At 67.7% G+C, this 20,763-nt stretch carries 19 protein-coding genes; 6 read left to right on the forward strand and 13 right to left on the reverse strand.

The window, feature by feature from the left end:
• Positions 1 to 107 precede the first annotated feature (107 nt).
• From AC1DXS_RS15390 to AC1DXS_RS15405, 4 genes are read left to right on the forward strand one after another with little or no spacing between them, the layout of a single operon-like run.
• Positions 108 to 638, forward strand: coding sequence for a flavodoxin family protein (locus AC1DXS_RS15390; RefSeq protein ID WP_477738355.1), 531 nt, complete (start codon positions 108 to 110; stop codon positions 636 to 638).
• Between the two features lie 4 nt (positions 639 to 642).
• Complete coding sequence (locus tag AC1DXS_RS15395) at positions 643 to 1,092, forward strand: universal stress protein (RefSeq protein ID WP_477738356.1); 450 nt, start codon at positions 643 to 645, stop codon at positions 1,090 to 1,092.
• A gap of 33 nt (positions 1,093 to 1,125) precedes the next feature.
• On the forward strand, positions 1,126 to 3,867 hold the full coding sequence (locus AC1DXS_RS15400) for a bifunctional acetate--CoA ligase family protein/GNAT family N-acetyltransferase (RefSeq protein ID WP_477738357.1): 2,742 nt from the start codon (positions 1,126 to 1,128) through the stop codon (positions 3,865 to 3,867).
• Positions 3,833 to 4,282: a universal stress protein gene (locus AC1DXS_RS15405; protein ID WP_477738358.1), complete on the forward strand. Its 450-nt coding sequence runs from the start codon at positions 3,833 to 3,835 to the stop codon at positions 4,280 to 4,282. Before AC1DXS_RS15400 ends, AC1DXS_RS15405 begins: the two co-directional genes overlap by 35 nt.
• A gap of 56 nt (positions 4,283 to 4,338) precedes the next feature.
• Here the strand turns inward: AC1DXS_RS15405 and AC1DXS_RS15410 are convergent, their stop codons facing one another.
• The 13 genes from AC1DXS_RS15410 to AC1DXS_RS15470 form a co-directional block, all read right to left on the reverse strand.
• Positions 4,339 to 4,992 (reverse strand): BON domain-containing protein, encoded by a 654-nt coding sequence (locus tag AC1DXS_RS15410; RefSeq protein WP_477738359.1) that lies wholly within the window; start codon positions 4,990 to 4,992, stop codon positions 4,339 to 4,341.
• Between the two features lie 131 nt (positions 4,993 to 5,123).
• Positions 5,124 to 6,566 carry a trypsin-like peptidase domain-containing protein gene (locus AC1DXS_RS15415; protein ID WP_477738360.1) on the reverse strand — a complete coding sequence of 481 codons (1,443 nt, stop codon included), beginning with the start codon at positions 6,564 to 6,566 and terminating at the stop codon, positions 5,124 to 5,126.
• 52 nt (positions 6,567 to 6,618) lie between these two features.
• Positions 6,619 to 7,545, reverse strand: coding sequence for a carbamate kinase (gene arcC, locus AC1DXS_RS15420; RefSeq protein ID WP_477738361.1), 927 nt, complete (start codon positions 7,543 to 7,545; stop codon positions 6,619 to 6,621).
• Positions 7,542 to 8,540 carry an ornithine carbamoyltransferase gene (gene argF, locus AC1DXS_RS15425; RefSeq protein WP_477738362.1) on the reverse strand — a complete coding sequence of 333 codons (999 nt, stop codon included), beginning with the start codon at positions 8,538 to 8,540 and terminating at the stop codon, positions 7,542 to 7,544. The genes arcC and argF overlap by 4 nt, the downstream gene beginning before the upstream one ends.
• Positions 8,541 to 8,577: 37 nt before the next feature.
• Positions 8,578 to 9,786, reverse strand: coding sequence for an arginine deiminase (locus AC1DXS_RS15430; RefSeq protein ID WP_477738363.1), 1,209 nt, complete (start codon positions 9,784 to 9,786; stop codon positions 8,578 to 8,580).
• Positions 9,786 to 11,270: an arginine-ornithine antiporter gene (arcD, locus tag AC1DXS_RS15435; RefSeq protein ID WP_477738364.1), complete on the reverse strand. Its 1,485-nt coding sequence runs from the start codon at positions 11,268 to 11,270 to the stop codon at positions 9,786 to 9,788. Before arcD ends, AC1DXS_RS15430 begins: the two co-directional genes overlap by 1 nt.
• A gap of 28 nt (positions 11,271 to 11,298) precedes the next feature.
• Complete coding sequence (locus AC1DXS_RS15440) at positions 11,299 to 11,721, reverse strand: universal stress protein (protein WP_477738365.1); 423 nt, start codon at positions 11,719 to 11,721, stop codon at positions 11,299 to 11,301.
• A gap of 34 nt (positions 11,722 to 11,755) precedes the next feature.
• Positions 11,756 to 12,199, reverse strand: coding sequence for a universal stress protein (locus AC1DXS_RS15445; RefSeq protein ID WP_477738366.1), 444 nt, complete (start codon positions 12,197 to 12,199; stop codon positions 11,756 to 11,758).
• 167 nt (positions 12,200 to 12,366) lie between these two features.
• On the reverse strand, positions 12,367 to 12,741 hold the full coding sequence (locus tag AC1DXS_RS15450; protein WP_477738367.1) for a c-type cytochrome: 375 nt from the start codon (positions 12,739 to 12,741) through the stop codon (positions 12,367 to 12,369).
• Positions 12,742 to 12,749: 8 nt separating this feature from the next.
• Positions 12,750 to 13,457, reverse strand: coding sequence for a sensor histidine kinase (locus tag AC1DXS_RS15455; RefSeq protein ID WP_477738368.1), 708 nt, complete (start codon positions 13,455 to 13,457; stop codon positions 12,750 to 12,752).
• Between the two features lie 400 nt (positions 13,458 to 13,857).
• Entirely contained in the window at positions 13,858 to 14,547 is a 690-nt protein-coding gene (locus AC1DXS_RS15460) for a VIT1/CCC1 transporter family protein (RefSeq protein WP_477738369.1), read from the reverse strand.
• Between the two features lie 33 nt (positions 14,548 to 14,580).
• Positions 14,581 to 15,129 (reverse strand): cytochrome b, encoded by a 549-nt coding sequence (locus AC1DXS_RS15465; protein WP_477738407.1) that lies wholly within the window; start codon positions 15,127 to 15,129, stop codon positions 14,581 to 14,583.
• A 35-nt stretch (positions 15,130 to 15,164) separates the two neighbouring features.
• Positions 15,165 to 18,023 (reverse strand): cation-translocating P-type ATPase, encoded by a 2,859-nt coding sequence (locus tag AC1DXS_RS15470; RefSeq protein WP_477738370.1) that lies wholly within the window; start codon positions 18,021 to 18,023, stop codon positions 15,165 to 15,167.
• Positions 18,024 to 18,322: 299 nt separating this feature from the next.
• On the opposite strand from AC1DXS_RS15470, the gene AC1DXS_RS15475 reads away from it, so the two are divergent.
• On the forward strand, positions 18,323 to 20,608 hold the full coding sequence (locus tag AC1DXS_RS15475) for a heavy metal translocating P-type ATPase (RefSeq protein WP_477738371.1): 2,286 nt from the start codon (positions 18,323 to 18,325) through the stop codon (positions 20,606 to 20,608).
• Positions 20,609 to 20,746, forward strand: a complete 138-nt coding sequence (ccoS, locus tag AC1DXS_RS15480; protein WP_007865537.1) for a cbb3-type cytochrome oxidase assembly protein CcoS — start codon at positions 20,609 to 20,611, stop codon at positions 20,744 to 20,746.
• Positions 20,747 to 20,763: the final 17 nt, after the last annotated feature.

Here is a 20,763-nt window from a genome sequence, read left to right on the forward strand (position 1 = left end):
AAGGGCCGGGCCGGCGGTTCGCCATACCCTTTGCCGGTGGCCGATGCCCGCGCAGCGCCCGGCCGACCGCAGCTTTGTTTGCGCGCAACCCTCCAAGGAGCACAACCATGTCCGAGCGAACACTCATCGTTTGTTATTCCAACACCGGGACATCGCGCCGCGTGGCCGATCTCCTGTCGAGCAAATTCAAGTGGCCGTGCGGCCAGGTCAGCGAGGCGCGATCGCGCACCGGCGCTGCAGGCATGCTGCGCTGCGTGATGGATTCGCTGTTCAAGCGCCATCCCGCGATTCGTTATGAAGGGCCGGACCCGCGGGGTTTTGAGACGGTTGTGCTGATCGCGCCCATCTGGCTTGCAGAGCTGGCGGGGCCCATGCGCAGCTTTGTGCGGGACCATGCGCGAGGCCTCCAGCGCGTGGCGGTCATCTCGGTGATGGGCGGGCAGGGCGCGACCAATGCTTTCGCTGAAATCGACCGCATTCTCGGCCGGCCTCCGATCCTGTCGACCTCCTTCACCGCGCGCGCGGTGGACGACGGCAGCTATTCGTCCGCCCTGGAGGTGTTCGGCAGCGCGGTCCGCGACAGCGCGGGAAAAGAGGAAACGGTGCGTCCGACGACTTTGTCGCCCAGCGCCGTCTGATCGCATGGCCTCAATACACCAACTGCTGGTGCCGGTTGACGGCAGCCCGACCTCGACCAAGGCGCTGGAGACCGCCATCGGACTCGCGCGCCTGAACGGCGCGCACATACGGCTTTTTCATGTGATCGACGAGCTGGACCATGTCAATGGCTTTGAGACCCCCAAGGCGTATCGCGAGGACCTGCTCCCGCTCATGCGCGCCGGCGGTGAAAAAATGCTGGCGCAAATGCGGCGCCGTGCCACCGAGCAAGGCCTGGTGTGCGACAGCGTGCTGGTGGAGTCGGGCGCCGGTCGTGTTTGCGAGCAGGTCGCCGAGGAGGCCCGCCTGGCCCATGCCGACATGATTGTGCTGGGCTCGCACGGCAGGCGCGGCCTTTCGCGCATGTTGATGGGCAGCGATGCCGAGCAGATCGTGCGGCATGCACCGGTACCGGTGTTGGTGGTCAAGGGCTGAAGCCCGCCAACGCTTCTCACTGGGGAATCATCCATGAGTGTGCGTAACCTGGAAGCGCTGTTTCAACCCCGCTCGGTCGCCCTGATAGGCGCGTCCGACCGTCCGAACAGCGTGGGCGCCGTCGTCCTGCGCAACCTGAAGGCCGGGGGCTTCAAAGGCCCGATCTGGCCGGTCAACCCGAACCACGCGCGCGTGGGCGGGGAGCAGGCCTGGCCCGATGCGGCATCGCTGCCCGGCGTGCCCGATCTCGCAGTCATCTGCACGCCCGCCGCCTGCGTTCCCGCCATCGTCGCCGAACTGGGCCGGCGCGGCACGCGTGCCGCCATCGTCATGTCGGCGGGGCTGCGGCAGGCAAAGGAAGAGGGCGCCCAGACCTGGGAAAGCGCCATGCTGGACGCCGCGCGCCCCCACCTGCTGCGCATCGCCGGGCCGAACTGCCTGGGCCTCCTGGTGCCCGGCATGGGCCTGAACGCCAGCTTCGCGCCCGGCAATGCCTTGCCCGGCAACATCGCCTTCGTCACGCAGTCGGGCGCGCTGGCCACGGCCATGCTCGACTGGGCCAACGGCCGGGGCATAGGGTTTTCGCATTTCATCTCGCTGGGCGATGTCGCCGACGTGGATTTCGGCGACGTGCTCGACTACCTCGGCAGCGATCCCGCGACCCGCGCCATCCTGATGTACATGGAGTCCGTGACCTCGGCGCGAAAGTTCATGTCGGCCGCGCGCGCCGCCGCGCGCAACAAGCCGGTGATCGTCGTCAAGGCGGGGCGCGCGCCCGAGGGCGCCCGCGCGGCGGCCTCGCATACCGGCGCGCTCGCCGGGTTGGACCTGGTGTTCGACGCAGCCGCGCGGCGCGCCGGCATGCTGCGCGTGGACACGCTGGAAGACCTGTTCGGCGCAGCCGAGACCCTGGCGCACCGGCAGGACTGGCTGGGCGACAGGCTGGCCGTGCTCACCAATGGCGGAGGCGCCGGCGTGCTGGCGGCCGACGCGCTGGCCCTGGGCGGCGGCAAGCTGGCCGAACTCGCGCCGGACACCCTGGCCGCGCTGAACACCTGCCTGCCGCCTGCCTGGTCGCACGGCAACCCGGTGGACATCGTGGGCGACGCGCCGGTGGCGCGTTACCAGGACGCGCTGCGCATCCTGCTGGCGGCGCCGGAAGTCGACGGCGTGCTCTTCATGCACGCGCCCACGGCCATCGTCCCGGCCTACGACATCGCCGCGGCCTGCCTGCCGCTGGTCGCGCAGCGCGGCAAAACCGTGCTGGCCTGCTGGCTGGGCGCGCCTTCGGTGGCTTCGGCCCGCGCTGCTTTCTCGGCCGCCGGCGTGCCTTGCTTCGACACACCGGAGCGCGCCGTCACGGCATGGCTGCACCTTGCCGCCTACGCCCGTAACCAGGCCGCATTGCGGGAATTGCCGGGACTGGGCGAACAGGCCGGCCCGCCGGACACGCAGCGGATAGGCAAAATCCTTCAGGAGGCCGCGGCCTGCGGGCAACGCTGGCTGGACGCCGTGCAGGTCCAGCAAGTCCTGCAGGCCTGCGGCATCGCGGCCTTGCCGATGGGGCGGGCCCGGGACGCGAACGAAGCCGCGGCGCTCGCGCGGCGCATCGGCTTCCCGGTGGCGCTGAAGGTCATGTCGCCCGACATCGTCCACAAGTCGGATGTCGGCGGTGTCGAGATCGGGCTCACCTCCGCCGACGAGGTGCTTGCGGCGGCATTGCGCATGGACGAGAGCCTGGCGCGGCTGGCGCCGCATGCGGCGCTGCAGGGCTTCGTCGTGCAGGCCATGGCCGACAGGCCCGGGGCGCTGGAGCTGATCGCGGGCATGGCCAGCGACCCGGTGTTCGGGCCGGTCATTCTTTTCGGTGAGGGCGGCACGGCGGTCGAACTCCACGCGCGCCACGCCGTCGCCCTGGCGCCCGTCAACGATGCGCTCGCGAAGGACCTGGTGTCGCGCGCCGGCATGGATGTATTGCTGGGCGGCTACCGGGGAAGCCGGCCGGCAGACACCGCCGCCGTGCGCGACGTGCTCCAGAAGATTTCACGGCTGGCATGCGAGCAAACCCTGCTTGCCGAGCTCGACATCAATCCCCTGCTTGTGGACGAGCACGGAGTTTTGGCGGTGGATGCCCGTATGGGCCTTCACGCTCCTGGGGCCGCGCCATTGCCGCCGGCAATCAGCCCGTATCCGGCAAACCTGGAGGCGGAGGTGCAACTCAACGGCATCAGCCTGTCTTTACGGCCTATCCGGCCGGAAGACGGGCGGCGGCTGGCCGCCTTTTACGCGCGCGCCACCCCGGCCGACATGCGCCTGCGATTCTTCATGTCGCGCCGCGAGGTGCCGCACTCGGAGCTGGCCCGCTACAGCCAGATCGACTACGACCGCGAAATGACTTTCATCGCCCTGGCGCCCCAGGCCGGCGCCGAGCCGGAGATGGTGGGCGAGGTGCGGGCCGTTTGTGATCCCGACAACGAACGCGCGGAGTTCGCCATCCAGGTCGCCGCGCCGTGGCAGGGAAAAGGGTTGGGCCGGGTACTGATGGACAAGCTGCTGCATTACCTGCGCGAGCGAGGCACCGCCGAGGTGGCCGGGCAATGCCTGCGCGAGAACACCGCCATGGCCGGGCTGGCGCGCTCCGCCGGTTTCGACATCACCGCCGACGACAGCTCAGGCACTTTTTCAATGCGACTGGCACTGAATCCATCCCCAGCCGCGCCATTGGCGCCAGGAGCCACACATGGCCTCATTACACCAATTGCTTGTTCCGGTTGACGGCAGCCAGACTTCGGTCAAAGCGCTGGAAGCCGCGATTGCACTGGCACGCCTGAACGGCGCGCGCCTGCGGCTTCTTTACGTGATCGATAAGCTGGACCATGTCAACGGCTTCGAGACGGCCAGGGCCTATTACGAGCAGACACTTCCCTTGATGCACACCGACGGCGAAAGGTTGCTGGCCCAGATGCGCAGCCTGGCCGAGGCAAAGGGCGTGGCCTGCGACAGCGTGCTGCTGGAGTCGGGCGCCGATCGCCTCTGCGATGTGGTGGCGGAACACGCCAGGCGGGTGCATGCCGACATGATCGTGCTGGGCTCGCACGGGCGGCGCGGCCTGAACCGCGTCTTGATGGGCAGCGACGCCGAGCAGATCGCGCGGCATGCACCGGTTCCTGTGCTGGTCGTGAAGGGCTGAGGCCGGCTGCTTGCCGCAGCCCTTGCTGCCTGGCGGGTCCTCGCTTGAGGTGCTGCTCAGGCGTCGACTTCCAGCTTGTTGACGATGCGGGTGACGCCTTTGGCGGCGAACGCGGCGCCGGCGGCGGCTTCGCGCTCGGCCAGGGAATGCACCTTGCCGTGCAGGGTGACGACACCGCCTTTCACGTCGATCTGGATGTGCCGGGCCTCGCGCTCGGCCTGGCGTTCGAGCGCGGCGGAGATTTCCGCCGCCACGTCCCGCGTGCTGACGGTGGGCTTGACGACTATGTTGTTGGACAGGCCGCGCACACCCACCAGGCCGCGCACGCATTTCTCGGCGGTGCTGCACTGGTAGGCCCAGTCGACGTCGCCCGTGAGGGTGACCCAGCCTTTTTCCACTTCGACCTTGATGCGGTCGGGCGGTAACATCGCGCTCCAGCGCAGGGCGGACGCTGCGACCGACGCAATTTCAGAATCACTGCGATGGTGGTCCGCCACCAGTTTCACATCCAGTTCGATGGCCAACCCGCGCACCCCCGCCACGCGCCGGACGGCCTTTTCCGCCGCGACTTTTTCGGCAAATGTGTCCAGATGACCCGTGAGCGTGACGATACCGTCATTGACGAGAACGCCTATGGCGGCTGAATTGACGGCGGGTTCCCAGGCCAGTTCGGCGGTGACGTCGGCCTTGAGTTGCAGATCGGTTTTCATGGCTTGTTCCTTGGATGAGGTGATCACCACCACAGAGTGGTGATGCCACTTTAGACAGGCGAGGGGGAACCCGTCTTGATATTCCTCAAGCGTTTGCTCGTTGCGCCAGCCGGCGCCTGCTTCAGGGCCCGCTAAAGTTTCTTCGCTGCGGGAATGCGCAGCGGCACATAGGCCGCATGGCCGTCCCGCAACACCAGCAGCGCGACGCCGGCGCCGGGCTCCAGGTGCGACAGCACGCGATCAAAATCCGCCACGCTGTCCAGCCGGAGTTCATTGGCGGCGATGATCACGTCGCCGGGCTGTATGCCTTCGCTGCGCGACTGTCCCGCGGCCTGGCGGACCAGCAGGCCGCCGTCTATCCGCAACTGCGCGCGCAAATCCTTGCCGGTTTCGGTGAGCGCCAGGCCCAGGTTCGGGAGAGCGCTGGAATCCGCAGTGGCCGGCGCGCGGAACCCTGCGGCGGGTGACTCCGCCAGCACGACGGATACGGTGGTTTTGCGGCCCTGGCGCCAGACCTCCAGCGTCGCGGGAATGCCCGCGCCGTGATCGCTCATCTGCAGTGCCAGGCTGCTGAAATCCCGGACCTTGGCCCCGTTAAATGCGGTGATGATGTCGCCGAGCACCAGACCGGCCCGCGCGGCGGGGCCGCCCGCCGTGACCTGGACCACCAGCGCCCCGGTAGGGTCGCGCACCCCGAAGGACTGCGCGAGTGCCGCGGTCATGCCCTGCAGCCTGGCCCCCAGCCAAGCGCGCCGTACTTCCCCGTGCGAGCGCAGGCGCCCCGCAATGTCCACGGCCAGGTTGATGGGCACGGAGAACGACACGCCCATATAGCCGCCGCTGCCGCTGTAGATCAGCGAGTTGAGGCCGACGACCTCGCCGTCGGCATTAAAAAGCGGGCTGCCCGAGCTGCCGGGATTGATCGCCACGTCGGTTTGGATGAAGGCGGTTTCGCCGCTGCCGGACAGAAAGCGGTTTTTCGCGCTGACGATGCCCGCGGTGACCGAGCCCGGAAAGCCGAAGGGCGAGCCTATCGCCGCGACCCAGTCGCCGACGGCGAGCCTGGAGGAGTCGCCGATCGGGACGGGCGACAGGCCCGTGGCCTCGATTTTCAGCAGGGCCACGTCGGTGATGCGATCCATCCCGACCAGCCGGGCGGGAAAGTGGCGGCCGTCCGCAAGCCGCACCTGGGCCTCTTCCGCATCCCACAGCACATGCGCGCTGCTGACGATATAACCGTCGGCCGTGAGCACAAAACCGGAGGCCAGGTCGCGTACCTCGCCGCGAGACAGGCTGATGGGTTGCGGCCGCGCCAGCTGGTCGCCAAAGCTGTCCTGCGGGGCGAATTCCGGTTCCGGACTGTCGCTGCCGCCGCGCACCCACGCGCTGATGGTGCTGATTTCCACGACGCCGGCGCCGCGGCTGGCCACAATGGCACCGGCCGACACGGAGGTCCGGCGGCCCGCCGGCTCCGCATGGGCGCCTTCCAGAACCAGGGCGGCGCAGGCCAGCAAGGCTGCGAGCAAAAAACGGTGGAATTTCATGCGCTCATTGAACACGGCGCCGGTATCCATTCATTTGCGCCAACGCAAGCCCGATGAAAAAACGCAACGGGGATGTTGCGTCTCAAGCCGCGGGGCCGCCGCCGGGACTGACCTCGGTGCCGGCGCGGCCCGCCAGCATCTCCTCGATCCCGGCCAGCGAACCTATCAAGGCCTTCTTTCCCGTCTTGAGGACGAAGCTGGCGGCGGCCTGCACCTTGGGGCCCATGGAGCCCGCGGGGAAGCTGTGGCCCAACAGTTCCCGCGCCCCGACCTTGCCGAGGGCGCGCTGCGACGGCAACCCCCAGTCGAGGTAGACGGCATCCACGTCGGTGGCGATCACCAGGCAGTCGGCATCCAGCTCCAGCGCGAGCAATGCGCTGGTCAGGTCCTTGTCAATCACGGCTTCCACGCCTTCCAGGGCCCGGCCGCCGGCCGTACGCGCCACCGGGATGCCGCCACCGCCCGCGGCGATGACCACGGCCTGGTGTTGCAACAGCCAGCGCAGCGGATCCACGGCCAGCACGCGCAGGGGCAGGGGCGAAGCCACGACGCGCCTGAAGCTTTCGCCGTCGGGCGCGACATGCCAGTGCATGGCTTGCGCAAGCCGCTGCGCTTCCTCCTGGGTGTAGACGGGCCCTATCGGTTTGGTGGGTCGACCGAAAGCCGGGTCGGCGAGATCGACTTGCACGCGCGTGAGCAGGGTGACCACGGGGCGGTTGGGCGCAAGCCGGTTGGCGAGTTCCTGCTCCAGCAGGTAGCCGATCATGCCCTCGGTCTGCGCGCCCAGCATGTCGAGCGGATAGGGCGCCACCGCCGCGTAGGCCGAGTTCTGCAGGGCCAGCAGACCTATCTGCGGCCCGTTGCCGTGCGTCACCACCAGCTCATGGTGCAGCGCGACGCGCGCCAGCTGGGCCGCCACGCCCTGGATGTTTTCGAGCAGGTGCTGCGCGCTGGGCGACTGGCCCCGGCGCAGCAAGGCGTTGCCCCCCAGCGCCACGATCAGCCTCATGCCAGCGTGGCCACGAGCACGGCCTTGATGGTGTGCATGCGGTTTTCCGCCTGCGTGAACACGATGGATGCGTCGGATTCGAAAACCTCGTCGGTCACTTCGATCTCGCTGAGGCCGTAGCGCTCGTGGATCTGGCGCCCCACCTCGGTATCCAGGTTGTGGAAGGCCGGCAGGCAGTGCATGAAGCGGGTGCGCGGCTTGCCTGTGGCCTTCATCAGCGCGCTGTTGACCTGAAAGGGCAGCAGCTGCTCGATTCTGAGCTTCCAGGTTTCGTCAGGCTCGCCCATGGAGACCCAGACGTCGGTATAGAGAAAGTCGGCGCCCTTGACGGCTTCGGCGGGATCGCTGCTGAGGGTGATGCGCGCGCCTGTCGTTTTCGCCAGTTCGCGCATGTCAGCGACCAGGGCCGGCGGCGGCATCAGCGCGGCGGGAGCGGCGATGCGCACGTCCATGCCCATCTGCGTGCCGCCCACCAGCAGGGAGCAGCCCATGTTGAAGCGGGCGTCGCCCAGGTAGCAAAAAGACAGTTCGTGCAGCGGCTTTTCGCCGAACTCCTGCATGGTCAGCAGGTCGGCTAGCACCTGGGTCGGGTGCGATTCATCCGTGAGCCCGTTCCACACCGGGACGTGCGAGAAGCGCGCGATCTCTTCCACCACCGTCTGGTGAAAGCCCCGGTACTCGATGCCGTCATACAGCCGGCCCAATACCCGGGCCGTGTCCTTCAGGGATTCCTTGTGGCCCAGCTGCGAGCTGACCGGGTCGATGTAAGTGACATGGCCGCCCTGGTCGTGCACCGCGACTTCGAAGGCGCAGCGCGTGCGGGTGGAGGCTTTTTCGAAGATCAACGCGATGTTTTTTCCCTTCAGGCGCGCCAGTTCGTTGCCCGCGTATTTGGAGCGCTTGAGCTCGGCGGCCAGGTCCAGCAGGAAACGGATGTCCCGCTGGGAAAAATCCTTGAGGTCCAGCAGGCTGCGGTTGTGAAGGTTAAAGCTCATGGGGGAGGGCCGTCTTTCGTTTTGTCGCGGTGACAGGTCAGGCGGCGTCGCGCTCGATGGGGCAGGACATGCAGTGGCTGCCGCCGCGCCCGCGCCCCAGCTCGCCGCTGGGGATGGTGATGACCTCGACGCCGGCCTTGCGCAGCAGGGTGTTGGTATGGGTGTTGCGGTTGTAGGCCATGACGACGCCGGGCGACAGCGCCAGCACGTTGTTGCCGTCGTCCCACTGCTCGCGCTCGGCTTCGTAGGCATTGCCGCCGGTGGCGACGACGCGCAGCTTGGGCAGGCCCAGCGCCTGCGCGAGCACCTCCAGCAGGGGGGCGGTTTCGGCCCTGACGTCCAGCTCACCCGGCTTCTCGCCGGGGCGAAGGCTGAACACGCGAGTCGACTGCACGATTTCCGGGAACACCGTCACCAGGTCGCGGTCGCAAAAAGTCAGCACCGTGTCCAGGTGCATGGCGCCGCGCGATTTGGGCAACTGGGCGGCCAGCACCCGGGTCGCGGCGCCGTGGGTAAACAGGCTGCGCGCGAGCTGGGTCACGGCCTGCGGCGAGGTCCGCTCACCCATGCCGACCAGCACCAGTCCCTTGCCCAGCGGCATGACGTCGCCGCCTTCGAGGGAGGCCTGCGCGTGCGGCTGTCCCGGGTCGCCCCACCATTCGGTGACCTTGCCCGCGAACGCCGGGTGGGAGCGGTAGATGGTCGCCATGAGCAGGCTTTCCCGCCGGCGCGCGGGCCAGTACATGGAGCCCAGCGCCACGCCGTCGCCTATCCAGCAACTGCTGTCGCGCGTGAACAGGGTATTGGGCAGGGCGGGCAGCAGCAGGTCCGAGGGGCTGGCGCAGGCGGCCGTGAGGCCGGGCAGCTTGAAGGGCAGGTCCGCCGGCGTCAACCCGCCGATCAGGAATTCGGCCAGCCGGGCCGGCGGCAACTCCTGCAGCCAGGGCCGCAGCACACCAGCGGCTTCAAAGTCGGTGCCGGCCAGTTCGCGGTCCAGCAGCCGGTCGCGCGTCATCGGGTTGCCGACCGTGACCGTCAGAAGGTCGTGCAGTTCCAGCACTTCCACGCCGTGCTCCGTCATGGCGCTGGTAAAGGCATAGTGGTCGTTTTTGGCCTGCGCGACCCACATCACGTCGTCGAACAGCAGCTCCCGGCAGTTCGCGGGCGTCAGGCGCGTGTGCGCCAGGCCCGGCCTGCAGACCAGCACCTTGCGCAGCCGGCCCGTCTCTGAATGGACGCCGGCCATCACAGGCTCAACTTTCCGGCGGCCAGCATCCAGCCCGCGATCACCGCGAGTGCGAGCACCGCGGCCAGCATGGCTTTTTCACCCGGGGTGAAGGGCTCACGGCGGGCCTGCCGTTTGGCGATGAAATACAGGGCCGCGCCGGGGGCGTAGAGCAGGGCGCTCAGCAGCAGGTATTTGGCGCCGGCGGCATACAGCAGCCACAGGCAATACACCGAGGCGAGCGCGGCCACCGGCAGGTCCAGCGCGCCGCGGGCGCCTTCGGGCGCCGGGCCCGCATCTTCACCGCGCATCGCCAGCTTGAAGCCGTAGAGCGCGCTGAACAGGTAGGGCAGCAGGATCATGGCGGTCGACAGCGAGATCAGCGCCAGGTAGGACGCCTTGGACACCAGGGTGACGATGAGGAAGAGCTGCACCATGGCGCTGCTCAGCCACAAGGCATTGGCCGGCACGCCCTTGCCGCTCTGGCGGCCCAGCCATTCGGGCATGACGCCGCTGTTGGCCGGCGTGAACAGCGACTCGGCGGCCAGCAGCGTCCAGGCCAGGAAACCGCCGCCCACGGAAACGATCAGCCCTATATAGATGAGCACGGCGCCCCAGGTGCCCACGGCTTTTTCCAGCACGCCGGCCATGGAGGGGTTTTTCAGCCCGGCCAGTTCCGGCTGGGTGAAGATGCCCAAGGACAGCAGCGAGACGGCCATCAGCAGGGCCAGGCAGATCAGAAAGCCTATGACCGTGGCTTTGCCGACGTCCTTGCGCTGTCGCGCGCGCGCCGAATAGACACTCGCGCCCTCGATGCCGATAAAGACCCACACGGTCACCAGCATGGTGCTTTTGACCTGGTCCAGTATGGAACCGAGTTTGGCGCCGCCCCAGAAGTCCAGGCTGAAGGTGGGCGCCTGGAAAGCGGCCGCGGCCAGCACGATGAACAGCAGCAGCGGAATGACCTTGGCCACCGTGACCACGGCATTGACCCAGGCGGCGGTGTTGATGCCGCGCAGCACCAGCGCATGCACCACCCACAAGACCACCGACGCGCCGGCGACGGCCGCGGGGGTGTTGCCTTCGCCGAAAGCCGGGAAGAAATACCCGAGTGCGCCGAACGCGGCCACCAGGTAACCGACATTGCCTATCCAGGCGCTGATCCAGTAACCCCAGGCGGAGTTAAAGCCGATGTAATCGCCCGAGAGCGCATGCGCATAGGCGTAGACACCGTTGTCCAGTTCGGGTTTGCGCAGCGCCAGCATCTGGTAGACGCGCGCCAGCACCAGCATGCCCACGCCGGTCACCAGCCAGCCGATCAGGATGGCGCCCGCGCCCGCGCCGGCCGCCATGTTTTGCGGCAGGCCGAAGATGCCGCTGCCGATGATGGAGCCGATGACCAGCGCGACCAGCAAGCCCAGGCCCAGGGTGCCCTGGGACGGCCGCGTGGTGGGAATGGCGGGCCGCGGCGACGCCGGGGATGGGGTTGTTGACGGTGTGGTCATGGAGTGCTTTCAGTCGGGAGATAAACGGCTACTTGACCAGCAGCACCGGCACGTCGATGTCCGCCACCACGCGCTGGGCGACGCTGCCGAGCAGGGCGCGGCCCAGCAGGCCATGACCGTGGGTGCCCATGACCAGCATGTGAACTTTTTCGCGTTTCGCCGCCTGCACGATCTGCGTGGCTGCCGTGCCGGCGACCCAGGAGGCCTTGAACGTGATGTTGTGGCGCTGGAGGAAGCGCTCTATGGGATGCAGCACTTTTTCGGCTTCCTCCTGGTGCCAGGCACGCACGGTGGCGGCGCCCAGCATGGTCTTGACGCGCGGGGAAACGGCGGGCTGCACATTCAGCACGACCAGTTCGGCGTCAGGGCCCATCAGGGTTTCATGGGTAGCCAGGAAGGCCAGGGCTTTTTTGGTGAACTTGCTGCCGTCAACGGCCAGAAGGATTCTCATGGTGTTCTCCGGAAAGGATTTGTTCGGTGCGGACTCAACGCAGGRCCAGCACGGGAATGCTGCTGTGCGTGAGCACCTGCTGGGTCTCGCTTCCCAGCAGGATGCGCGACAGGCCTTTGCGTCCGTGCGAGGCCATCACGATGAGGTCGCACTTGTTCTTTTTGGCGGCGGCCATGATGGCCGTGGCGACGAGGTCGGACTTGGCGGTCACGGCCTTGGCGGTGACGCCGGCGGCTTGTGCGGACTTTTGTGCCGCGTCGGCAATGGCCTGGCCCTTGTCGGCCCAGTCTTTTTCGATGCGCCCGACTTCCTGCGGCGAGATGGTGGCGCCGCCCTCGAAATAGCTCATGGGGTAACGCGGAACGACGTTGAGCACCACCAGGGCGGCCTCCAGGGATGCCGCAAGGCCGATGGCCTCTTTGACCGCTTTTTTGGAAAGCGTGGAGCCGTCGGTGGCAACAAGAATGCGCTTGTACATGGTGGTTCTCCTGTGTTGTTCGCYTGCAGTCTAGGAGCGCCGCRGCKGCCCGCKCTTGATYCATGTCAAGGGCGCGGCACATGATGGCTCTCCCCTGTTTCGGCGCTTTTGAGGAGGCCTTGCGATGCGTGCAAGACCGCATCGGCCTCAAGATGTCCGGGGCGGTTTCAGCGCGCGGCGGAAATACCCTGAGGCGCGTCGGGCAAGCCAAGCCCGACGGGAGCGGTGCGCGGATACCGGTAAACCGAGTCATTCAGGTAAGCCGCCACTGCCGCGATATCCGCCTCATCCCATTGCAGCCCGGTGTTGCCCTGCCACAGGCGGACCTGCGCCTTCAGGCTTTCCCAGTCATGGGCGCGGCGGTTGTTGCGCCAGTGCATCTCCGCGGTGTGGCAGGCAATGCAATGCGTCGTGTACAGCAACTCCCCGCGGCTGGGTACCGGCGTCGTCTGGGCATGCGCCGCCAGGCAGGCAAGCGCTATGGCGGCCGGCGCAAGACAGCGGCCCGCAAACCTCGTTGGCGATAGCGATGGCGATGTCATGGGAGCCATCAATGCACCGCGACACCGCTCGCGGGGAGACGGGCCCGCAAACGTGTTCCGCTACCCGGCTCCGACTCCACGATCAGCGTTCCGCCGCACGCTTCAATCCGGTGTCGCATGCCGAGGAGGCCGTGCCCGAAGTTTTCGCCGGTGTCGGCATGAAAGCCGACGCCGTCGTCTTCTACTTCGACTTGCACGCCGTTATCAGCTTCACACAGGGTGATGGAGAAACGGGAGGCGCCTGCATACTTGCCGATGTTCGTCAGCGCCTCCTCTGCCAGCCTGTAAACGGCGAGCCGCGCGGAAGCGGGCAGGGCAACGTCGGCCAGGCTGGTCGTCACGCCTATCCCGGACGCCGAGGAAAAATCCTGCGCCAGCCGCGCGACGGCTTTGGCCAGCCCTTGATTCAACAGCAGCGGCGGCTCCAGGCCATCGATGATCCGGCGCTTGAGCGCCATGGCCTGATTGAGGATATCCATCAGGTGGTGGAGATGCCCGGACGCCGCCGGCGACATCCCGGCCAGCTCCGGCTGTATGCAGGCAATATCAAGCTTGGCGCTCATCAGGAGGCTGCCGAGCGCGTCGTGCAGTTCCCGCGCGAGATGCTCGCGTTCCTGGACGCGAACCTGTTCCTGGCAGCTTTGGCAGGAAGGCAATGGCAACGAAACCGGGTCGGAAGATCCATCGGAGCGTTTCATTCGTATTTCAGTGGCCATTTGGGTACTTCCTGGTTGCGTGGCTCGCATGAGGCTGCGGCAGGAAACAGTGAGGTGAAACGAGGCTGGCGGGCTGTCGCCCCGCCAGGCACACGGATCGTTCAAATGTTAGCCCTGCCCCAGGAACACGCACCGACAGATTGATCTGCATATGCGATGAGACAACAAAAGGAAAGATTCAGCTTTCGGGTGCACGACATTTGATCTGGCGCAAGGCTGCGGACTTTCCGCCGTGGTAAGGAGCGATCGGTGCGCAGAGAAAACCCATTGAATTCCTGGAATCCATCGCTGAACGGGCGATCCCGTTTTGGGCGCTACCGGCCGGCAAACCTGTTGTGGACAGTGATGACATGGCGTTACTCTGCGCGCCGCATCCGGATGCGTCTGTGCGCCAGCGAACTTAGACGACTGCGCCGAACAGCGCGCCCACGCCCGCGGTAATGCCCATGGCCAGCGCACCCCAGAAAGTCACGCGCCATGCGCCTGGCAGAACTGCCGCGCCGCCCGCCCGAGCGGCCATCGCGCCCAGGCCGGCCAAAAATACCAGGGAGGTTCCGGACACCCACCAGATCAGCGTGCCGCCGGGCGCCACTGCGGTGACGGCCAGCGGCAAAAGCGCGCCGGCCGCAAAGCTGGCCGCCGACGCGAGCGCGGCCTGCAGCGGCCGGGCCGCCATGGTGTCGGAGATGCCCAGTTCGTCGCGCGCGTGCGAACCCAGCGCGTCATGGGCCATGAGCTGCTCCGCGACCTGCCGGGCCAGCGCGTGGTCCAGCCCGCGCGCGGCATAGATGGCGGTCAGTTCGCGGTGCTCGGCCACGGGGTCCTTCGCCAGTTCGGCGCGCTCGCGGGCCAGGTCGGCCTTCTCGGTATCGGACTGCGAGTGCACCGACACGTATTCGCCCGCGGCCATCGACATCGCCCCCGCCACCAGCGCGGCCACGCCCGTCATCAGTAGATTGCCGTGGGTGGCGCTGGCCGCGGCGACACCCACGATCAGGCTGGCGGTCGATACGATGCCGTCATTGGCGCCGAGGACGGCCGCGCGAAGCCAGCCTATGCGTGCGGTTCTGTGCCGTTCAATATGTCTCATGCATCCATCCTTTGTTCCAGGGTTTCATTTGAATCAGCGGCGGCCGGGCAGCATGCGGGCCAGCGTGTTGTCGCGCAGCAGGTAGTGGTGGTACAGGGCCGCCAATGCGTGCAGGCCCACCAGGAAATACCCCGCCGTCGCTCCCGCTTCGTGGATGTCCTTGATCCAGCCCGCCGCATCTTTGTTCTCGGCCATCAGCGCGGGCAGTTGCAGCCCGAAAAAAGGAATGGGCTGGCCGCGGGCGCTGAGTATGAACCAACCGACCAGGGGCAGCCCGATCATCAGCACATAAAGCCCGGCCTGCACCAGCCGGGCGAGGCGGCTTTGCCAAAGCGGCGGCGCCGGGGCTATGGGTGGGGCGCGCTGCAGGAGATTGACCGCCAGGCGAAGCCAGGCCAGTACAAAGACAGACAGGCCCAGCATGTAGTGCCAGGTCCTCAGCCCGCTGCGCATGTCGCTGCCCTTGGGGAAGGTGCCGCTGAGCTCCATGCAGATGTAGACCGCCGCCAGCAAGGCAAGCATGAACCAGTGCAAGCCGATGGAGAGCATGCCGTAACGGTTTTCGGGGTGGGGTTTTGACATCATGGTGTTTCTCCGCTGTCGTTAAGGTGAAGTGTTCATTGCGGGCCGCCGGCTGCGGCGGTTCGCGTTTGCGCATACCGGCGCCAGGCCCGGCCAGCCAGTTTGCGCAATTCAGCGTGCCACAGGACCGTGCTGGCCATGGCGGCGCACAGCAGCCATTGTTCAAGGGTAAGGGGCGCCGTGCCGAAAGCGTAGTTCAGAAACCCCAGGTTGACCACCGCGATCTGCAGGCCCAATGACAAGCCCAGCGCGGCCCACAACCAGGGGTTGGAGAAAAGGTGGCGAAACGCCGTGGCGGTTTCCGAGCGCGCGTTGAAGGCATTGAACAGGTGCGCCAGCACCAGCACGGTGAAGCCGGCGGTGCGGGCGACGGCCAGGTCCTGGTCGCCCTCGATCAGCCCGCCCGGCATCAACATGTCCATGGTCAGGAGCGTCACCACCGCGATGACGGCGCCGGTTTGCAGTATCCCCGACCACATGCGGGCGTCGATCACGCGCGCATCGCGGGCGCGGGGCTTTCGCGCCATGACGTCGCCGACCGCGGGGTCTATGCCCATGGCAAGCGCCGGCCAGGAGTCGGTGATGAGGTTGAGCCAGAGAATCTGTGTGGCCAGCAGGGGCAGAACCACCGCAACGCCGGGGGCTTGAAGCCCGATGACGCCGGCGCCCACCACACCCAGGAACACCGTCAACACCTCCCCCATGTTGGAGGACAGCAGATAACGCAGGAATTTACGGATGTTGTCAAAAATGCCGCGCCCTTCGCGCACCGCCTCCACGATGGTGGCGAAGTTGTCGTCGGCCAGGATCATCCGCGCGGCCTGCCGCGTCACTTCGGTGCCGGTCAGGCCCATCGCGATGCCGATGTCCGCGGACTTCAAGGCGGGGGCGTCGTTCACGCCGTCGCCGGTCATGGCCACCACCTGGCCGTCGGCCTGCAGCGCATGCACGATGCGCAGCTTGTGCGCCGGCGCGACACGCGCATACACCGACGTTTTGCGAACCGCGGCGGCAAACTCCGCATCGGCCAGCCGGTCCATGTCAACGCCGGTGAGCGCCGGCGATTGCGCGCCGTGGATGCCGAGGTCCGCGGCAATCCGCAGCGCCGTGCGCGGGTGGTCGCCCGTGATCATGATGACGCGGATGCCGGCGCGCTGGGCCTGGCGTATCGCCACGGCCGCTTCCTCGCGCGGCGGGTCCATCAGGCCGGCGGTGCCGACGTAGACCAGGTTTTCTTCCAGCGATGCGGATGCCGGGTCTTCACCGGCGTCCAGTGACCGGCAGGCAACGGCCAGTGTGCGCAAGGCCGCATCCGAGAGGGTGTCGATGTCGCGGAGCAGGGCGGCCTTCAGGGCGGCATCCATCGTCACGGTTGCCGTGCCCACCTTGACATGGGTGCAGCGCTCGATCAGCACGTCCGGCGCGCCTTTGCTGAAGAGCATGGCGGCGCCCCCGTGGTCATGGTCGCGGTCAATCACCGACATCATTTTCCGGTCCGAGGTGAACGGGATCTCCCGGATGCGCTCATAGCGGCCGGCGCGTGCCTGGAGTGAAGGGCCGAGCTTGCGCGCGGCGACGAGGAAAGCCGCCTCCGTGGCATCGCCTTGAATCCGCCAGACGCCGCCGGTGTCCTGCCGCAGGCCGGCATTGCCCGCCAGGCTGCCGCCCAGCAGCGTCAACGCCACTTCTTCCCGCAACGGCCCGGCGGCAAGTTCACCGCCGGCCTGCTCGACGCGGCCCTCGGGCACATAGCCCACGCCCGTCACGTCCACCATGCCGGATGCCGTGGCAATGCGCGTCAGGGTCATTTCCGCGCGCGTCAGCGTGCCTGTCTTGTCCGTGCAAATGACGGAGGCGCAGCCCAATGTTTCCACGGACGACAGGTTTTTGATGATCGCCTTGTGCCTGGCCATGCGCTGCACCCCCATGGCCAGCACAACCGACAGGATGGCGGGCAGGCCTTCCGGAACCGCCGCCACCGCCAGCGCCACGCCGAGAAGCAGCACCGCGATGACGTCGCCGGCCGTGCGCAGCTCCGACAGCATCAGGATGGTGGCCACCACCACGGTGGCAATGATGAGCACCGCGATGCCGAGCACCCGGCCCAGCCGGCTCACTTCCCGTGTCAGGGGCGTCGGCGCTTCATGCGTCGCCTCGAGCATGGCGGCAATCGCGCCCATTTCGGTGTCCATGCCGGTTGCCGTGACCACCGCGCGGCCCGTGCCCTGGGTGATGGCAGTGCCCCTGAAGACCATGTTCACGCGGTCCCCCAATGCGGCCGGGGCTTGCAGCGGCAAGGTGCTTTTCAGCACGGCCACGCTTTCACCGGTCAGCGAGGCCTCGTGGACACGCAGGGCGGCGGCCGCCACCAGCCGCGCGTCGGCGCCCACGACGTCGCCCTCGTTCAGGACCAGCAAATCGCCCCGCACCAGCGACGCCAGCGCCACCTTTTGCACGCGGCCGTCCCGCATCAGCGAAGAACTCGCCTGCGTGATTTTGGACAGGGCCTCCACCGCGCCGCGTGCCTTGGCCTGCTGCACGTAACCCAGCGCGGCATTCAACAGGACGACGACGGCAATCACCAGCGCGTCAATCGGCCAGCCGTGCCGCCCGTCCATAGCCCATGCGAACAGCGAAATGGCGATGGCCGCCAGCAGCAAATAGATCAGGGGGTCCTGGAACTGCGAGACAAAGCGCCGCCAGGCGCTCACGGGCGGCGCGGCGTTGAGGGTATTGGGGCCCTGCGCGGCAAGCCGCCGTGCCGCCTCGCCGGAAGACAGGCCGCGCAGCAGGTCCGCGCCCGTGCTTGCGGCGACGTCTTCGATCTCCCGGACCGACGGGTCAGCGGGTGTTTCGGGCTGCGGGCTTTCTTCGGCGGCGAGGGGAATTTTCATCGTTGTCTTTTTATCCGGTGTGCCCAGGCGGCGGCAAGAGACAAGAGGCAAGCCGGCCCGGAGGCTGCGTTCGGCATGTTCCAGTCTGGCGGCATCGCAAGACCGGCCGCTTGTCCTGGATCAAGCGATGCCGCTTTGACAAGCGCAAACGCCGCAGCACGCCCTGCATTGCACCTGTCGTGCGTTTATCGCAAACATCCGCGCATCGGACTGTTCGATAACGCACAGAGAGGCGCCGCACCCGCCCGGGCTTGATCCATGTCAAGGGCGCGGCGGGCCGTGCTGGCTACCCTTGCGTCATGCAAACCGCCACCGCCCTGGCTCCCGCCGGCCTGCCGCCGCCGGCCGCCGCATGGAGCGCGCTGGACGAGCCGGCCGAATGGGAGGGTTTCAGCCGGCCCGTCGCCGGGCGCGAAGGCTGGTGGGAGTCGTATCTGGCGCTCGAAGGCATGCACTGCGCGGCCTGCGCGCTCACGGTGGAGGCGGTGTTGCGCGCATTGCCCGGTGTGGACACGGTCCAGGTCAACGGGGTCACCGCCACGGCGCGGCTGCAATGGCAGCCGCAGGCCACCCGGCCTTCGGCCTGGATGGCCGCCTTGCGCCAGGCCGGCTACGGCGCCTTGCCGGCGGGCGACCTGCTGCTGGCCGGCCGCCGGGGGCAGGCCCAGCGCCTGCTGCTGTGGCGCTGGCTGGTGGCCGGCTTTTGCATGATGCAGGTCATGATGTATGCGGCGCCGGCCTACCTGGCGGCGCCCGGCGAGATCACGCCCGACATCCAGGCGCTGCTGGGCTGGGCCTCCTGGGTGCTGACGCTGCCGGTGCTGCTGTTTTCCTGCTGGCCGTTTTTTGCCGCGGCGCTGCGCGACGTGCGCAACCTGCGCATCGGCATGGACGTGCCGGTGGCACTGGGTGTGCTGATCGCCTTCGGGGCCAGCACGGCCGCAACCTTTGACCCGGCCAGCCCCTGGGGCTCCCATGCCTCGTACGACTCGGTGCCCATGTTTGTGTTCTTCCTGCTGTCGGGCCGCCTGCTGGAGCAGCGCCTGCGCGACCGCACGGCCGGCGCGCTCGAAGCGCTGATGCGGCGCCTGCCGGACAGCGTGGAGCGGCGGGAGGCCGACGGCAGTTTCCGCGCGGTGGCGGTGCGCCGCCTGGTCGCCGGCGACGTGGTGCGCGTGCTGCCGGGCCAGGCCTTTCCGGCCGACGGGGCAGTGGAGGGCGGCGAGAGCCGGGTCGACCAGTCGCTGCTGACGGGCGAGTCCAAACCGCTGCTGCGGCGCGCGGGCGACGGCGTCATCGCCGGAAGCCACAACCTCACGGGCGTGCTGCTGGTGCGTGTGGAGCGCGTCGGCGCGCAAACGCGTTACGCCGAAATCGTCGCGCTGATGGAGCAGGCCTCGGTCGAAAAACCCGGCCTGGTGCAACTGGTCGACCGCATCGCCAGCCCTTTCCTGGCGGCCGTGCTGCTGGCCGCCGCCGGCGCGGCCTGGTGGTGGTGGCCTTTCGGGCAGGCGCATGCGATGGCGGTCGCGGTGTCGGTGCTGATCGTGACCTGCCCCTGCGCCTTGTCGCTGGCCACGCCGGCGGCCATGCTGGCCGGCGCGGGCGCGCTGGCGCGGCGCGGCGTGCTGGTGCGCAAGCTGCAGGCGCTGGAAAGCTGCGCTGCGATAGACACTGTGATCTTCGACAAAACCGGCACGCTGACGGAAGACCGCATGGACGTGGTGATGGCGCACACACCGGCCGGCGTGAACCGGGATGAGGTGTGCGACATGGCGGGCGCGCTGGCCCGGCATTCGCTGCACCCGGTCTCGCGCGCCATCGCCGCGCGCTTTCCAGGTGTGGAATGGATGGCCAGCGAGGTGGAAGAGGTCACGGGCAGGGGCCTGCGCGGCAAGGTCGCGCGGCTGGACGGCAGCGGCGAGCGCTACCTCTACCTGGGCTCGGCCTTCTTTTGCAGCGCGCCCGTGCCGGGCCGCGACGTGCCGGTGCTGCAGGCACACCTGTCCGACGGTGAACATTATTTGGCGGGCTTTGAGCTTGACGAAGCGATGCGGCCCGACGCGGCCCAAGCCGTGGCCGCGCTGCTCAAGCTCGGCGTCCGCGTGCAACTGCTCTCGGGTGATACCGGCCAGGCCGTGGCCCGCCTGGCGCGCCGCGCCGGCATCGAGTGGTGCTTCGCCGAATGCACGCCGGAGGCCAAGCTGGACCACGTGCGCGGCCTGCAGCGCGAAGGCCGCCGCATCCTGATGGTGGGCGACGGCATGAACGACGGGCCGTCGCTGGCCGTGGCCGACGTCTCCATGGCCATGGGCCAGGCCGTGCCGCTGGCCCAGGCCGGGGCGGATTTCATCATGACCGGCAACCGGCTGCTCACCGTGGCGGAGGTGCTCACGCAGGCGCGGCGCACCCGGGCGGTGGTGCGCCAGAACCTGCTGTGGGCCGCGCTCTACAACGCCATTTGCGTGCCGCTGGCCATCCTGGGCTATATGCCGACCTGGCTGGCCGGCTTCGGCATGGCGGCCAGTTCGCTGCTGGTGGTGGCCAATTCCGCAAGGTTGGCGCGAAGCATTCCGGAGCTCTGAATGGACATCCTGTTTTTACTGATCCCGCTGTCCGTGGTGCTGGCACTGCTGATCATCGGCGCGCTGGGCTGGGCCGTGTGGCGCGGCCAGTTCGAGGCGCTGGAGCAGGAAGGCGAGCGCATTCTTCACGGTGATTGACCTGTATCAAGTGCCGC

The sequence above is a fragment of the Polaromonas sp. P3_B1 genome (genome assembly GCF_056402935.1).

What these genes read in the sequence shown, in the direction of transcription:
- ccoS (WP_007865537.1), top strand. Translation starts at nt 20,609, where the DNA reads ATGGACATCCTGTTTTTACTGATCCCGCTGTCCGTGGTGCTGGCACTG.
- AC1DXS_RS15450 (WP_477738367.1), bottom strand. Translation starts at nt 12,741, where the DNA reads ATGACATCGCCATCGCTATCGCCAACGAGGTTTGCGGGCCGCTGTCTT.
- AC1DXS_RS15410 (WP_477738359.1), bottom strand. Translation starts at nt 4,992, where the DNA reads ATGAAAACCGATCTGCAACTCAAGGCCGACGTCACCGCCGAACTGGCC.
- AC1DXS_RS15430 (WP_477738363.1), bottom strand. Translation starts at nt 9,786, where the DNA reads ATGGCCGGCGTCCATTCAGAGACGGGCCGGCTGCGCAAGGTGCTGGTC.
- argF (WP_477738362.1), bottom strand. Translation starts at nt 8,540, where the DNA reads ATGAGCTTTAACCTTCACAACCGCAGCCTGCTGGACCTCAAGGATTTT.
- AC1DXS_RS15455 (WP_477738368.1), bottom strand. Translation starts at nt 13,457, where the DNA reads ATGGCCACTGAAATACGAATGAAACGCTCCGATGGATCTTCCGACCCG.
- AC1DXS_RS15465 (WP_477738407.1), bottom strand. Translation starts at nt 15,129, where the DNA reads ATGTCAAAACCCCACCCCGAAAACCGTTACGGCATGCTCTCCATCGGC.
- AC1DXS_RS15395 (WP_477738356.1), top strand. Translation starts at nt 643, where the DNA reads ATGGCCTCAATACACCAACTGCTGGTGCCGGTTGACGGCAGCCCGACC.
- arcC (WP_477738361.1), bottom strand. Translation starts at nt 7,545, where the DNA reads ATGAGGCTGATCGTGGCGCTGGGGGGCAACGCCTTGCTGCGCCGGGGC.
- AC1DXS_RS15440 (WP_477738365.1), bottom strand. Translation starts at nt 11,721, where the DNA reads ATGAGAATCCTTCTGGCCGTTGACGGCAGCAAGTTCACCAAAAAAGCC.
- AC1DXS_RS15470 (WP_477738370.1), bottom strand. Translation starts at nt 18,023, where the DNA reads ATGAAAATTCCCCTCGCCGCCGAAGAAAGCCCGCAGCCCGAAACACCC.
- AC1DXS_RS15475 (WP_477738371.1), top strand. Translation starts at nt 18,323, where the DNA reads ATGCAAACCGCCACCGCCCTGGCTCCCGCCGGCCTGCCGCCGCCGGCC.
- AC1DXS_RS15460 (WP_477738369.1), bottom strand. Translation starts at nt 14,547, where the DNA reads ATGAGACATATTGAACGGCACAGAACCGCACGCATAGGCTGGCTTCGC.
- AC1DXS_RS15405 (WP_477738358.1), top strand. Translation starts at nt 3,833, where the DNA reads ATGGCCTCATTACACCAATTGCTTGTTCCGGTTGACGGCAGCCAGACT.
- arcD (WP_477738364.1), bottom strand. Translation starts at nt 11,270, where the DNA reads ATGACCACACCGTCAACAACCCCATCCCCGGCGTCGCCGCGGCCCGCC.
- AC1DXS_RS15415 (WP_477738360.1), bottom strand. Translation starts at nt 6,566, where the DNA reads ATGGATACCGGCGCCGTGTTCAATGAGCGCATGAAATTCCACCGTTTT.
- AC1DXS_RS15400 (WP_477738357.1), top strand. Translation starts at nt 1,126, where the DNA reads ATGAGTGTGCGTAACCTGGAAGCGCTGTTTCAACCCCGCTCGGTCGCC.
- AC1DXS_RS15390 (WP_477738355.1), top strand. Translation starts at nt 108, where the DNA reads ATGTCCGAGCGAACACTCATCGTTTGTTATTCCAACACCGGGACATCG.